Genomic DNA, 12,986 nt, shown 5'->3' with positions numbered 1-12,986 from the left:
ATTATTTATCTACGTAAAATTTTTGCTGAAATTGCAATGTTTGAAATTGATTATTTTGCTGTATTTCAATTTCAAAGCGCAGTATTTCTTCGTTTGTAAAGTCGACTTGGGCAAGATAATAAACTGACTCACCTTCAATTACTTCTTTAAAGTTTAGCGTTTGTTTATTACCAAGTAGGTTTCTAGCTGTGCCAGATAACGTTGCCTTTTGAGCTGTGTTCTCTGGATTGTTTTTTAACACAGAAATATTAACAATCCCTTTATAGCCACTGCGTTCAAGCCCATATGCTTTGGCGATTTGTGGCTGAATAAAGGTTGATGGAAAGGCAATGTAATGTACTTGCCACGGACCTAATTCTTTATATTGCCCGCCCAATGTTTGTTCGCTGTGTGCGTTAAACGCGAGTGTTAAACAAGCAATAAAACAAAATTTAATTAACCGATTCATTGTTCACTCCAAAAAATATAAAAAAGAGGCCATAAGGCCTCTTTTGCTAAAAACAAAAACTTAGGCTAAAAAGTCCATCAACAGCATTTGTAAAAATTGAATACCAATAATTAATACAAGTACTGATAAATCTAAGCCGCCCATTGGTGGAATAATTTTACGAAGTGGCTTAAGCATTGGCTCAGTAAGTTGATGGAAAACCGCTTCAATAGGGTTATAACCTTGGCTTACCCAGCTTAAAATTGCGCGGATAATTAATACCCAAAATACCAAGTTTAAGCCTTCTTTTAATACGGTAATTAGGGCTTGAATAAACACCGGTTGCGCAGCCCATGCGCCGTAAATTACCAACATTAAAGTACTAATTTTGGCAATAGCTACAATAAATGCCAGCAATAGTGAGGCTAAATCAAGCCCCCCTAACCCGGGTATAATTTTACGCAAAGGGTTAACTGCAAACGACGTTGCTTTAACCACAAATTGGCTCATTGGGTTGTAAAAGTCGGCTTTTGCCCACTGTAGCCAAAAACGCAGCAGTACCACCATCAAAAACAAATCAAACAGGGTACTGATTAAAAATTGCATGGCATTCATAGTGTAACCTTCAATAAAAAGTAGTTTTAAAGTTCTTTTTCCATTTGCATCGCTCGAGCAATGCACGCATCCATGGCATCGCCAACGGTTTTAGTTAAGCCTTCGTCTTTTAAGTGCTCAACTGCGGCATGTGTAGTACCGCCTTTAGATGTTACGTTTGCGCGTAGCTGAGAAATACTAATTTCTGGTTGGCTTAACGCCATTTCGGCAGCGCCAAGTGCTGTTTGTTGTACTAAGCGACGGGCATCTTCATCGTTAAAGCCCAGCGCTTTAGCTTTTTCTTCAATGGCTTCCATAAATAAGAAAAAGTAAGCTGGTGATGAACCTGTTACTGCGATGATGTCGTTAATCTTTGCTTCTTGGTCAACCCACACCACAATACCAGTGCACTCGAATACTTGCTGAACAAATTCATGTTCTTGGTGCGTTTCGCCAGCACCAAATAAGCCAGACACGCCACGCCCTAGTAAAGACGGTGTATTTGGCATGCAACGTACAATTTTTACATCTTGCCCTAACATTTCGCGCAAACGGCTTACTGTTAAACCAGCAGCTACTGAGATAAATAGTTTATCACTGAAGTCGATGCCCGATTCTTGAAACGATTTACATAGGTCGCCCATCATTTGCGGCTTAACAGACAAAACAATTACATCAGCATCGCGTAGGGCTTCGTTATTGTCACTGGTGGTTTGCACCTTGAAATCGGCTGCTACCTTTGCAAGCTTTTCTTGGTTGCGGTTAGTCGCAATGATGTTATTTGCGTCAAAGCCGTTTTTTACCATGCCACCAATAATAGCGTAGCTCATGTTACCTGTGCCTATAAATGCGATTTTTTTATCTGACATAAATCTGTTTTTACCTTTTAAGTTCGTGTTCCAAAAATGTCGGTTCCAATCCTCACCATAGTTGAGCCTGCACTAATTGCGGTTTCAACGTCATTACTCATACCCATAGATAGAGTGTCTAACTGTGGATATTGGGCCTTTAGTTTATCAAAGCAAGTTTGTAATTGCTCAAAATATTGAATTTGCGTACTTGGGTCGTCACTTTTTGCGGGAATAGCCATCAAACCACGCAACATTAGCAGGTCACATTGGCTAATAAATTCAGCAAGACTGGCTATGTCATCGGGATGACAACCTGATTTAGCCTCCTCGGCGCTAATATTTACTTGAATAAGTACATTCAGAGGTTGTTTAGTGGTTGGACGCTGAGCATTAAGCCGCTTGGCTATTTTGATCCGATCAACGCTTTGCACCCAATCAAAATTTTCTGCTACTAAAGCACTTTTATTTGATTGAATAGGGCCAATGAAATGCCAAATGATATCGCTATATGAGTGCAGTTGAGCTATTTTATCTACAGCCTCTTGAACATAAGACTCACCAAACTGGCGTTGGCCATGATTATAGGCAGCAACAATATCGTCGCTAGGTTTGGTTTTAGACACCGCCAGCAAGGTTATTTCATCTTTGCTTCTGTGTGTATTTTTTGCTGCGTTTGCAATTCTTGCATAGGCGCAAGTGAGTCGTTCTGCTATTGTAACCATATAATTATCAGCCAGTTGTGGAGTCATAAATGGATATTACCGAATTATTAGCGTTTAGTGTGCAACACAATGCATCCGATTTACATTTATCGTCGGGTGTTTCACCTATGATACGCGTAGATGGTGATGTTCGCCGCATTAATATACCAGCCCTTGCAGATAAAGACGTAAACAGTTTAGTTTACGATATTATGAACGATACTCAGCGCAAAGACTACGAGCAAAACCTTGAAGTGGATTTTTCGTTTGAAGTTCCCAATCTTGCGCGTTTTCGTGTTAATGCCTTTAATTCAAACCGCGGCCCTGCGGCAGTATTTCGTACTATACCCAGTGAAGTATTAACACTTGATGATTTAGGCGCGCCAGATATTTTTAAAACAATATCTGACAACCCACGCGGATTAGTGCTTGTTACTGGGCCAACGGGTTCGGGTAAATCAACAACACTTGCGGCTATGGTTGATTACATAAATCAAAATAAACATCACCATATTTTAACGATTGAAGATCCAATTGAATTTGTTCACGATAACAAGTTAAGTCTAGTCAACCAACGTGAAGTACATCGCGATACGCACAGTTTTTCAAACGCATTACGCAGTGCTCTGCGTGAAGACCCGGATGTTATATTAGTGGGTGAGCTTCGTGATTTAGAAACTATTCGTTTAGCAATGACCGCTGCGGAAACTGGTCACTTAGTGTTTGGTACGTTGCATACAACTTCAGCACCTAAAACTATTGACCGTATTATTGATGTATTCCCTGGTGAAGAAAAGGCAATGGTACGCTCTATGTTGTCAGAGTCATTGCGAGCGGTTATTTCGCAAACACTCCTTAAAAAAATTGGTGGCGGGCGAGTGGCAGCCCATGAAATTATGATAGGTGTACCTGCCATACGTAACTTAATTCGTGAAGACAAAATTGCACAAATGTACTCGTCTATTCAAACTGGCGCCTCAATTGGAATGCAAACAATGGATCAATGTTTAACAAATTTAGTTAACCGAGGCATTGTTACCAACACCGCAGCGCAAGCTAAAGCGCAAGACAAAACACAATTTGGTGGTTAAGGAATTATCATGACTTTATCTTTAAACCGTTACTTAATCACTATGATTGAGAAAAAAGGCTCTGATTTATTTGTATCTAGCCGTTTACCTGTGAGTGCAAAAATAAACGGTGAATTAATTCCTTTAGGCGACGACAAACTCAATGACGAAGAGTCTCTTCAGTTGGTTGAGTCTGCGATGAGCGAAAAACAAAAAGCAGAGTTTCATGCTACCAAAGAATGTAACTTTGCTATTGCAACGGATGAAGGCCGCTTTCGTATTTCAGCGTTTTGGCAGCGCGATAGAGCGGGTATGGTTATTCGCCGAATTGTGACACAGATCCCCGATGTCAGTGATTTGGGCTTACCCTCTACACTCACCGACGTCATTATGGCAAAGCGTGGGTTAGTTTTGTTTGTTGGTGGAACAGGAACCGGTAAGTCGACCTCATTAGCCGCCTTAATTGGATACAGAAACCGAAATCAACGGGGCCATATTTTAACAATCGAAGATCCTATTGAGTTTGTTCATGAGCACCGTAAAAGTATCATTACCCAGCGCGAAGTAGGCCTTGATACAGATAGTTTTGAGTCAGCGCTTAAAAGCTCATTACGTCAAGCTCCTGATGTTATTTTAATTGGTGAAATACGTTCGCAAGAAACCATGGAATACGCATTAAGTTTTGCTGAAACGGGTCACTTATGTGTGGCTACACTGCATGCCAACAATGCTAACCAAGCAATCGACCGTATTATGCATTTGGTGCCAAAAGAAAAACACGACAAGCTAAAATACGATTTAGCACTTAACTTACGCGCCATTGTAGCGCAACAATTAATCCCCACCTCTGATGGTGACGGCCGCGTTGCCGCCATAGAAATATTGCTTAACTCACCGATGGTGGCAGAGCTGATTAAAAACGGCGATATTGGCGGCATTAAAGAGGCTATGGCTAAATCTAATGACATGGGCATGCAAACCTTTGACCAAGCCCTTTTTGAGTTATACAGGCAGCAACGTATTAACTATGCAGACGCATTGCATCATGCTGACTCACCAAATGATTTACGCTTGATGATTAAGCTGCGCAATAACGAACAACAAGGTGCAGGGTTTTTACAAGGTGTTACCATCGATGGAATGGGAGATGACGATAACTAATTTGTTATTTTCATTAAAAAACGCGACTTTTAAGTCGCGTTTTTAGTATTTAACAACCCTAATTGCAGTGTTACTCGCCGTAAAATGATTCAAAAAAACTTTCTAAAATAATTACCGCAGACATATTATCTACATTTCCTTTACCCAGATTTTTATAACCACCTTGCTCAAATAAACGGGCTTTTGCATCTGCGGTTGTTAGGCGTTCATCTTGTGTTTGCACAGGAATGCCATAGTGATTATGTAATCTATTAGCGAACTTTTTAGCTTTAAATGTCACCTCTTGTGAAGTGCCATCCATGTTTAGCGGTAAGCCGACCACCATTAAATCTGGCTGCCATTCGTCTACTTGCACTGCGATATGATCCCAGTTTGGAATACCGTCTTGTGCTTTAACTGCTTTGAGACTTGATGCGCTGCCAGTGAGTTCTTGCCCCACGGCAATACCGATACTTTTGGTGCCAAAATCAAACCCCATTACTGTGCGTTCGCCTTGTGGCTTAAATGTTCTTTTTGTCATTGATAATGTTTTACTTAGGCTGATTTTCAAGCCGTTATGTTAAAGGTTTACATAAAAAATTCACTTGTAATAGCGTATCTATTTTCAAGTGAATTTATATTATGAACTTAATTTAGAGAGGGTATATTTACGCATGCCCAGCTTCAGGGCTGAGTTGGCCTATATCAAAGCCAAGCATCGAAACGGCTTTTTCCCATCGCTTTTCAGCGGGCGTGTTAAAAATAATAGCCGGGTCAGCTTCTATTATAAGCCAACTGTTATCAAGCAGTTCTTGTTCTAATTGACCCTGTTCCCAACCTGCATACCCTAAGGTGATGATAAACTGCTCGGGGGCATGCGACGTCGTTAAGCTTGCAAGCACATCTTTAGAGGTTGTGATCATAATGTCACTGCTTAGTTTTTGACTTGAGGTATACCCGAGTTTTGGGGAGTGAAGAACAAATCCTCTGTCAGTTTTAACTGGGCCACCGGCAAATACTGCCACTTTTGCAGCTTGCTGGGTTTTGTCGTTGTCTATTTCTATTTTATCTAAAAGCTCACCAACGGTAACATCAATAGGTTGGTTGATTACCAACCCCATAGCCCCATCTTCATTGTGCTCACAAATATAGGTAACGGCACGTTTAAAAAAAGGGTCTTGCATCGACGGCATTGCGATTAAAAAATGATTTTCTAATGATTGCATAGATTTCACCCTTTTAGTTTATGAATACTATTTGAACTTTGAGTATGGCATAGATATATACATAGCGTATAAAAAGTCCATTAATGGCATGAAATACTTATATTAATGGACTTTCTTGTGGTGTTTATTTAGCGAGCTTGCGTTCAATTGCGTCAAATAAAATACCGGTAATAGATATATCATAAGCGGCTTCAATTTCACGTACGCAAGTGGGGGCCGTTACGTTAATTTCGGTGAGCTTGTCGCCTATAATATCTAATCCTACAAACACTAACCCTTTTTCTTTAAGTGTAGGTGCAACCGCTTGTGCAATTTTTAGATCTGATTCGCTAAGTGGACGCGCTTCACCACGACCGCCTGCAGCAAGGTTTCCACGCGTTTCACCATTTTGTGGAATACGCGCTAAACAGTATGGAATGACCTCGCCATCAACAACCAATACGCGTTTATCGCCTTGTGTGATCTCTGGCACATAATTTTGCACCATCGCAAAGCGGCTGCCATGCTCGGTTAGGGTTTCGCAAATAACACCTATGTTTGCATCATCATCTTTAACACGGAAAATTGAAGCGCCGCCCATACCATCTAGTGGCTTTAAAATAATGTCTTTGTGCTGTGCTAAAAATTCACGAATTTGTTTTTGGCTGCGCGTAACTAAGGTATCTGGCGTGTGTTCGCTAAACCATGCAGTAAATAGCTTTTCGTTAGCATCACGTAAGCTTTGTGGTTTATTGATAATTAACGTGCCTTCATCTTCAGCGCGTTCTAAAAGGTACGTTGCGTAAATGTACTCCGTGTCAAACGGTGGATCTTTACGCATTAAAATTACGTCAAGATCGGCAAGTGCAATGGTGGTTTTTTCTTCCAGCTCGTACCATTTTTCTTGGTTGTTGAATACACGCGCTTTTGCTGCGGTGGCGTACGACTTACCTTTACGAAGTGATAAATCATTCATCTCCATGTAGTAAATTTCGTAGCCACGCGCTTGCGCCTGCATCATCATTGCAAAACCGGTGTCTTTTTTAATGTTAAACCCACTAATAGGATCTGAAATAATACCTAATTTAATTGCCATGCGCTGTGCCTTAATCTATGTGTAATTGCTACTAGAGTTTACTAATAGCTTTGATATGAGGGTGTTTTTAGCTATTTCAATTAGCTAAATCGCCAAATTGCAGCTGTAATGCACTTAAGACCGTTAAAGCGGCGGTTTCAGTTCGCAAAACACGTGGGCCTAAACGAATATCAACAAATTCTTGCCGTTTAGTTTGTGCTATTTCTTCGTCAGTAAAGCCGCCTTCTGGGCCAACTAAAAAACGAACGCCATCCTTAGGTACTGTAATGGTTTTAATGCTGTGTTCTGCGCGAGGGTGAAGCGTGAGTTTTATTGCGTTGGTTGATTTCTCAAGCCACTGCTTTATGTTTATAGGAGGGTGAACAACCGGCACATAATTACGCCCCGATTGTTCGGCTGCTGCAATCGCTATTTTTTGCCATTGTTGATGCTTTTTAGCAAGGCGGTCGCCAATGAGTTTTACACCACAGCGCTGACTAAAAATAGGGGTGATTTCAGTGATACCTAGCTCAACTGACTTTTGAATTGTAAAATCCATTTTGTCACCACGCGATACACATTGACCCAAATGAATTTTTAATGGTGATTCAACATCGTGAGGATTAAATTGCTGCGGCATAACCACCACATTTTTTTTACTTACTTCAATAATTTCACTGAGGTATTCACCGCCTTCACCGTTAAAAATAGACACATGCTCGCCTACTTTCATACGAAGTACTCTGCCTATGTGGCCAGCTGCATCGTCATCGAGTGACACGGGAGTGTTAAGTGTAATAGAAGACGCTTGGTAAATATGAGGAACTCGCATGTGCTTTCACTTATAAGTTGGCGATAAAGTTATATATCGCTATGGTAAGTAAGCTGCGAGCTAGGTGCAATTATTTATTGTTTATTAAGTAATTCTGTTAACTCAATTATATCAACAGAGGTATCGGCTATGTCGGTATGACAAGATAAGTGATTTGAAAAACCTTCGTCTGTTACAGGGCTAAAGGCAAAACCGCTTTCATCTTGAGTGACTAAAAAACGTTTGTCATGCAATGAGTTATAAATAAATCGTTGTTTTTCATCAGCCAGTAAATAATCTGTTTGATTAAACAATACGCCCTGTATATCGTGATGCTCATGCAAGTAGCTGGCAAGTTCCGAAACGCTAATTTCGTTTTCAAAATCGCAATAGCAGTAGTCTTTAATGAGTTCATCAAACATCATTTTAACTAACTGGCGGGTGTTGGCCCCTGCAATTACTAGGGTGCTAGGGGCACCTCGCTTTGCACTATCAAAATAGTGACCAGCAAACGCTCTGCTAAACTCGTTATCTATATCAATTAATAGATAGTTAGTAACTTCAAATGGCATAATGTCCCAGTGCAATTAAGCAAAGTGTTATGTAAGCAGGTTTAGTGTAAGCCCAAGCGAAACATTTTTAATGTTAAATAGAAAACATGCTAATTAGTAAATAGCCTATTGCACAAAAAACGGCAAATTCAATACACGCTATACCTATGTTGTCTTGGTGATCAACTTCAAGTGCAGCATCAATATTAGGTAGCGATATTTTTTTTACAACAAATGTTAATGCATATAAGAGTATCCACATTACACCGCAATGCATTACCAGTGTAAACAGGTTTTCAACCATTTTACCGTTTTGAAACGTTGCACTTGATAAACCCGCATAGGACGCAAGTGCTAAACCAATTGATTTACCAGCATATCGAATACCAATTGAGGTGTTTTCTAAATTAAAATTACTTTGTAAAGACGCACCTTGATTGGCTTTTGCAAAGCGATGTTCACGAATTTTACTATCAAGTGCAAACATTCCTTGCAGTAAAAAAAAGCTAACTAACGCGATTAATAAGTTACTAAAACCTTGAGTGTGGGTCCATGTATAAATACCGAGTGTCATAATAAAGTTAGCTATTAACATGCCTGAATCAACCAATGCGGCGCATACATTTTGTTTTAAAATAGCGGCTTCTTCATTAAAGCGATGCAATATCCATTTTCGGTGAATTAAGTGTCCCACTTTTATAAATGAAAATAACAGTACAATTAATACAGCCACTTTAAGTGGATTGGACTGTGCGGTGTTGACACTTATTTCATCAAACAAAAAGGCAATGGTTGCAATAACAACCGAAATCTCTGATGCAAAGTTGATCCCCATAGCAAAGTTATCATGCTGGGCTAATTCATCTTTAAGCGCTTGTTTTAATTTAATTTGAGTTATTATTCTTAATAAAAAAATAGTTAAGCAAATAACAGCAAAACTAATAGTAATCGCAACAAAACTAGTGTTAGATAAAGATAAATATGACATGGTTATCCTAATTAGAGTTAACCTTTAAGGTTTTAATCATTCTAGTACGGTTACTGATGATATAAAAGAGAGGATTGATGAGTAACGTAATACAACTTCCTATTCAATTACAAAAACTTGGCCTGCAGCGTTATGAACAGCTTTACCCGCAGCACACGATAGAAAATGAAGTTGTAAGGTTATTAGCGTTAAGCGACTTTGCTTGGCGCTGTATTCAGTCGCAGCCTGATTTAAAAAGCGGGTTACTATGCGAAGCAGAAATTAAAAGCAGAGACATACCTTCTCCCTTTGAAAACTTAACATTGTCAGATATAAACGAAGCACAATGTCATCAGATACTTCGTAAATATCGTGAAAAATACTGGCTAAAAGTCGCTTTTCTAGATTTATGTTGTAACAACCCGATTGCAGATAGCATTGAATATATTAGCCTACTTGCAGATAAATTAATCCAAAGCGCTAACGAATGGGCGCACGCGCAAGTAGCCGCACTCAATGGTGAGCCTTTAGATGAGCAAGGACACGCTTTGCCTTTAATGGTGCTTGGTATGGGCAAGTTAGGCGGTAAAGAACTTAACTATTCTTCCGATATCGACCTTATTTTTGCATACCCTCGCAGTGTTAAAACTCAAGGCGGCCGAAAAAGTATCGAGGCGCAGGTGTTTTACACAAAAGTAGCCCAAAAGCTAATAGCTGCACTTAATCAAACCACAGGGGATGGACAGGTATTTAGGGTCGATATGCGCCTTAGACCGTTTGGTGAAAGTGGCCCGCTGGTCATGAGTTTTAACGCCATTGAAGATTATTACCAAGAGCAAGGGCGTGATTGGGAGCGTTATGCCATGCTCAAAAGCCGTTTAATTGGTACGCCTAATCATTACTGGGATGAATTTAATCAATTACTTAAACCTTTTGTATACCGGCGCTATATTGATTTTTCGGTGATTGAATCGCTTCGTAAAATGAAACTTATGATTGCGCAAGAAGTCCGCCGTAAACGTTTAACCAATAATATAAAATTGGGGGCTGGCGGGATTCGAGAAGTTGAATTTATTGTTCAAGCACTGCAAATGGTGCGCGGTGGGCGAGAGGCTAATTTACAAACGCAATCGTTACTCAATGCGTTAAACCAATTAGCGTTAAACCAAGTTATTGATGATAGCGAAGCAAAAGAGTTAAAAAGTAATTATCTTTATTTACGAAAAGTAGAGCAATACCTGCAAATATTTGACGATCAACAAACGCAAACTCTGCCAGATGATGACATAAACCAGCAGCGATTAAATTACTTATTAGCAAAGCCAGACTTTGCTGCCTTAGTAAACGACATAGAGCGGGTAATGGGGCAGGTGCATAATGAGTTTATACAGGTAATAGGGGAAGAGACCGAGCCGCTAGATACCAATGAAGGCGCCTTTATAAGTGCGTGGGATCATGGCGATGTTAGTTTTTTAAATGAGCCTAAAGACGAATGGCAAGCTCCTTTACAAGACTTTAAGCTTCGTTTGTCTAAAGTCAAAGTAGGAAATAGAGGGCGTGAAATACTCGACAAACTCATGCCTGCCATGCTTAAACAGCTGAGCGACTTTAATGCCAGTGCAAGCGTATTTAGTACTGTGTGCCAAATTCTTAATAAAATTATTTCCCGCACGGCTTACTTAGAGTTGCTCTATGAAAACCCAGGCACGTTAAAGCAGTTGGTTTCTTTATGCTGCCACAGTAAGTGGATTGGCGAACATATTTCTCGCTATCCTATTTTACTTGATGAGTTAATTGACCCTGCCGTGCTTTATAAGCCAACACCATTAAGCGCCTATAAAGACGAGATTCGTCAGTATTTTTTACGAATAGAACACGACGATTTAGAGCTACAAATGGAGTCGTTGAGGCAATTTAAGCAAACTCATCAATTACGTATTGCCGCAGCAGATGCAACCGGTGTTCTTGATGTAATGAAAGTAAGCGATCACTTAACTGCATTGGCAGAAGCTATAGTTGAGCAGGCGGTAAATATTGCATGGCACAACACAGTAAAGCGCTTTGGTATGCCGCCCAATACCGACCACGAACATAAAGGGTTTGCTGTTATTGCCTATGGTAAAACGGGTGGTTTTGAAGTGGGCTACGATTCAGATTTAGATCTTGTGTTTGTGCATAATCACGATGGTTCGAGTCAAACCAGTGGCGATAAAGCAATTGATTCACGCCAGTTTTATTTAAAGCTTGCCCAACGTTTAATGCACTTATTTAATACGCGAACGGCATCGGGTATTTTATATGAGTTAGACACGCGTCTTCGCCCTGAAGGTGCCTCGGGGTTACTTGCTATTAATTTAGAGAGCTTTAATCACTATCAACAAACACAAGCGTGGACATGGGAGCATCAAGCGCTGGTTCGTGCACGTATTATTTTAGGTCAAGATGAGTTAGCCGAGCGCTTTTCACAAATTCGTAAAAATATACTTTGTCAGTCGCGTGAAACGGCTATGTTAAAAGATGATGTCATTAAAATGCGAGAAAAAATGCGCGGTCACCTTGCTAAAGGCAACAGCCAGCAATTTGATTTAAAGCAAGATGCGGGTGGCATGGCCGACATTGAATTTATTACGCAATACCTTGTTCTTAAAAATGCACATGATAACGAGCAGCTAAGTGTATTTTCTGACAATGTAAGAATACTGACTGATGCTGCTAAAATAGGGAGTATTACAAAAGAGCAAAAGCAGCAATTAATTAAAGCGTATATTGACTACCGTTCGTGCTACCACGTATTAAGCTTAAATCAGCAAGGAAAGCTAGTTGAACGCGAACAGTTTTTACAAGATATAACGAATGTAACTGCAATTTGGAAAGCAGTTTTTGAACTGGAGTGATATGGATTTTTTAATCATATTCATTCGCTTTGTAAGCAAATAAGTTTTAGTGATGTGCTGATATAAAAAATCACGCAAAAGCGTGATTTTTTTATACGACTCAAATATTGAGTTTTAAACAATTAGCGCGCACATATTCAGAGGGTAATTCAGTTATAACAGCCGCTCTTTGCTTATTACAAAAGTAGGTATAGACCTCGTGTTCAAAGTCATCATTTATAGCTCTGCCCACTTGGTACAGGGCTGAGGTGAAATTACTGTCGACCCTAAAATGGTCTTTAACGACATAGTCTTTACTTAAGTACCAATAAAGCTCAATACCTTCACTTTTAGCGTACTCAATTAAAACATCTTTTAATGTTGAACCGTTTTCGAAGCGTCTAGGCTCCACACTCCCTGTCCAACTTGCAGGCATGGGGGTAACAGTGCGGGTGCGTTCAGCTAAAACTCTATCGACAGTTTGATCTGGCTTTTTTAAACTCAATACGTATTGATCGCGTTCTTTGTTGCTTTTAACTTGATTTCGAATAGAGGCGTAAAAGCGGGATAATCCTTCGGCAGCAGCATTTTTAGATTCTTTTAAATCCAATGTAGGCACATTTCCCATTAAAAAATAGGCCGCAAGCGCTATTAATATTACCGCAAATGACAAATATCTAATCCAAAACCACATTACAACGACCACCCTTATTTATTCTTA

At 39.9% G+C, this 12,986-nt stretch carries 14 protein-coding genes; 3 read left to right on the top strand and 11 right to left on the bottom strand.

Annotated elements, in window-relative coordinates; translation table 11 throughout:
* Position 1 precedes the first annotated feature (1 nt).
* From KZZ04_RS07570 to KZZ04_RS07555, 4 genes are read right to left on the bottom strand one after another with little or no spacing between them, the layout of a single operon-like run.
* Complete coding sequence (locus KZZ04_RS07570; protein WP_058405824.1) at positions 2-448, bottom strand: DUF4426 domain-containing protein; 447 nt, start codon at positions 446-448, stop codon at positions 2-4.
* A 60-nt stretch (positions 449-508) separates the two neighbouring features.
* Positions 509-1,042 carry a YggT family protein gene (locus tag KZZ04_RS07565; protein WP_058405825.1) on the bottom strand — a complete coding sequence of 178 codons (534 nt, stop codon included), beginning with the start codon at positions 1,040-1,042 and terminating at the stop codon, positions 509-511.
* A 26-nt stretch (positions 1,043-1,068) separates the two neighbouring features.
* A complete protein-coding gene (proC, locus tag KZZ04_RS07560; RefSeq protein ID WP_058405826.1) occupies positions 1,069-1,890 on the bottom strand; it encodes a pyrroline-5-carboxylate reductase in 822 nt (273 codons plus the stop codon).
* Between the two features lie 17 nt (positions 1,891-1,907).
* Positions 1,908-2,621 (bottom strand): YggS family pyridoxal phosphate-dependent enzyme, encoded by a 714-nt coding sequence (locus tag KZZ04_RS07555; protein WP_058405827.1) that lies wholly within the window; start codon positions 2,619-2,621, stop codon positions 1,908-1,910.
* Positions 2,622-2,623: 2 nt separating this feature from the next.
* Between KZZ04_RS07555 and KZZ04_RS07550 the strand changes: the two genes are divergently transcribed.
* Both KZZ04_RS07550 and KZZ04_RS07545 read left to right on the top strand, forming a co-directional pair.
* Positions 2,624-3,664: a type IV pilus twitching motility protein PilT gene (locus KZZ04_RS07550; RefSeq protein ID WP_006793191.1), complete on the top strand. Its 1,041-nt coding sequence runs from the start codon at positions 2,624-2,626 to the stop codon at positions 3,662-3,664.
* A gap of 9 nt (positions 3,665-3,673) precedes the next feature.
* On the top strand, positions 3,674-4,804 hold the full coding sequence (locus KZZ04_RS07545; RefSeq protein ID WP_219422303.1) for a PilT/PilU family type 4a pilus ATPase: 1,131 nt from the start codon (positions 3,674-3,676) through the stop codon (positions 4,802-4,804).
* 70 nt (positions 4,805-4,874) lie between these two features.
* Here the strand turns inward: KZZ04_RS07545 and ruvX are convergent, their stop codons facing one another.
* The 6 genes from ruvX to KZZ04_RS07515 all read right to left on the bottom strand — a co-directional run bounded on the left by ruvX (position 4,875) and on the right by KZZ04_RS07515 (position 9,413).
* Positions 4,875-5,324, bottom strand: coding sequence for a Holliday junction resolvase RuvX (ruvX, locus tag KZZ04_RS07540; protein ID WP_058405828.1), 450 nt, complete (start codon positions 5,322-5,324; stop codon positions 4,875-4,877).
* 127 nt (positions 5,325-5,451) lie between these two features.
* Complete coding sequence (locus KZZ04_RS07535) at positions 5,452-6,009, bottom strand: YqgE/AlgH family protein (protein ID WP_058552448.1); 558 nt, start codon at positions 6,007-6,009, stop codon at positions 5,452-5,454.
* 124 nt (positions 6,010-6,133) lie between these two features.
* Entirely contained in the window at positions 6,134-7,084 is a 951-nt protein-coding gene (gene gshB, locus KZZ04_RS07530; protein ID WP_219422302.1) for a glutathione synthase, read from the bottom strand.
* Between the two features lie 76 nt (positions 7,085-7,160).
* Positions 7,161-7,895 carry a 16S rRNA (uracil(1498)-N(3))-methyltransferase gene (gene rsmE, locus KZZ04_RS07525; protein ID WP_219422301.1) on the bottom strand — a complete coding sequence of 245 codons (735 nt, stop codon included), beginning with the start codon at positions 7,893-7,895 and terminating at the stop codon, positions 7,161-7,163.
* Positions 7,896-7,969: 74 nt separating this feature from the next.
* On the bottom strand, positions 7,970-8,446 hold the full coding sequence (locus tag KZZ04_RS07520; protein ID WP_058405832.1) for a hypothetical protein: 477 nt from the start codon (positions 8,444-8,446) through the stop codon (positions 7,970-7,972).
* A 73-nt stretch (positions 8,447-8,519) separates the two neighbouring features.
* Positions 8,520-9,413 (bottom strand): hypothetical protein, encoded by an 894-nt coding sequence (locus KZZ04_RS07515; protein ID WP_058405833.1) that lies wholly within the window; start codon positions 9,411-9,413, stop codon positions 8,520-8,522.
* 77 nt (positions 9,414-9,490) lie between these two features.
* On the opposite strand from KZZ04_RS07515, the gene glnE reads away from it, so the two are divergent.
* Positions 9,491-12,286, top strand: coding sequence for a bifunctional [glutamate--ammonia ligase]-adenylyl-L-tyrosine phosphorylase/[glutamate--ammonia-ligase] adenylyltransferase (gene glnE / locus KZZ04_RS07510; RefSeq protein WP_219422300.1), 2,796 nt, complete (start codon positions 9,491-9,493; stop codon positions 12,284-12,286).
* Positions 12,287-12,386: 100 nt separating this feature from the next.
* Here glnE and KZZ04_RS07505 read toward each other — a convergent pair whose 3' ends face one another.
* Positions 12,387-12,959: a toxin co-regulated pilus biosynthesis Q family protein gene (locus KZZ04_RS07505; protein ID WP_058405835.1), complete on the bottom strand. Its 573-nt coding sequence runs from the start codon at positions 12,957-12,959 to the stop codon at positions 12,387-12,389.
* Positions 12,960-12,986 lie beyond the last annotated feature (27 nt).

It is taken from the genome of Pseudoalteromonas sp. CR1, assembly GCF_019392235.1.
In the GTDB taxonomy this organism is placed as follows: Bacteria; Pseudomonadota; Gammaproteobacteria; order Enterobacterales; family Alteromonadaceae; genus Pseudoalteromonas.
Note: the sequence above shows the minus strand (reverse complement) of the source record. Positions and strands in the feature narration are given on the sequence as shown.

What these genes read in the sequence shown, in the direction of transcription:
- KZZ04_RS07570 (WP_058405824.1), bottom strand. Translation starts at nt 448, where the DNA reads ATGAATCGGTTAATTAAATTTTGTTTTATTGCTTGTTTAACACTCGCG.
- KZZ04_RS07565 (WP_058405825.1), bottom strand. Translation starts at nt 1,042, where the DNA reads ATGAATGCCATGCAATTTTTAATCAGTACCCTGTTTGATTTGTTTTTG.
- proC (WP_058405826.1), bottom strand. Translation starts at nt 1,890, where the DNA reads ATGTCAGATAAAAAAATCGCATTTATAGGCACAGGTAACATGAGCTAC.
- KZZ04_RS07555 (WP_058405827.1), bottom strand. Translation starts at nt 2,621, where the DNA reads ATGACTCCACAACTGGCTGATAATTATATGGTTACAATAGCAGAACGA.
- KZZ04_RS07550 (WP_006793191.1), top strand. Translation starts at nt 2,624, where the DNA reads ATGGATATTACCGAATTATTAGCGTTTAGTGTGCAACACAATGCATCC.
- KZZ04_RS07545 (WP_219422303.1), top strand. Translation starts at nt 3,674, where the DNA reads ATGACTTTATCTTTAAACCGTTACTTAATCACTATGATTGAGAAAAAA.
- ruvX (WP_058405828.1), bottom strand. Translation starts at nt 5,324, where the DNA reads ATGACAAAAAGAACATTTAAGCCACAAGGCGAACGCACAGTAATGGGG.
- KZZ04_RS07535 (WP_058552448.1), bottom strand. Translation starts at nt 6,009, where the DNA reads ATGCAATCATTAGAAAATCATTTTTTAATCGCAATGCCGTCGATGCAA.
- gshB (WP_219422302.1), bottom strand. Translation starts at nt 7,084, where the DNA reads ATGGCAATTAAATTAGGTATTATTTCAGATCCTATTAGTGGGTTTAAC.
- rsmE (WP_219422301.1), bottom strand. Translation starts at nt 7,895, where the DNA reads ATGCGAGTTCCTCATATTTACCAAGCGTCTTCTATTACACTTAACACT.
- KZZ04_RS07520 (WP_058405832.1), bottom strand. Translation starts at nt 8,446, where the DNA reads ATGCCATTTGAAGTTACTAACTATCTATTAATTGATATAGATAACGAG.
- KZZ04_RS07515 (WP_058405833.1), bottom strand. Translation starts at nt 9,413, where the DNA reads ATGTCATATTTATCTTTATCTAACACTAGTTTTGTTGCGATTACTATT.
- glnE (WP_219422300.1), top strand. Translation starts at nt 9,491, where the DNA reads ATGAGTAACGTAATACAACTTCCTATTCAATTACAAAAACTTGGCCTG.
- KZZ04_RS07505 (WP_058405835.1), bottom strand. Translation starts at nt 12,959, where the DNA reads ATGTGGTTTTGGATTAGATATTTGTCATTTGCGGTAATATTAATAGCG.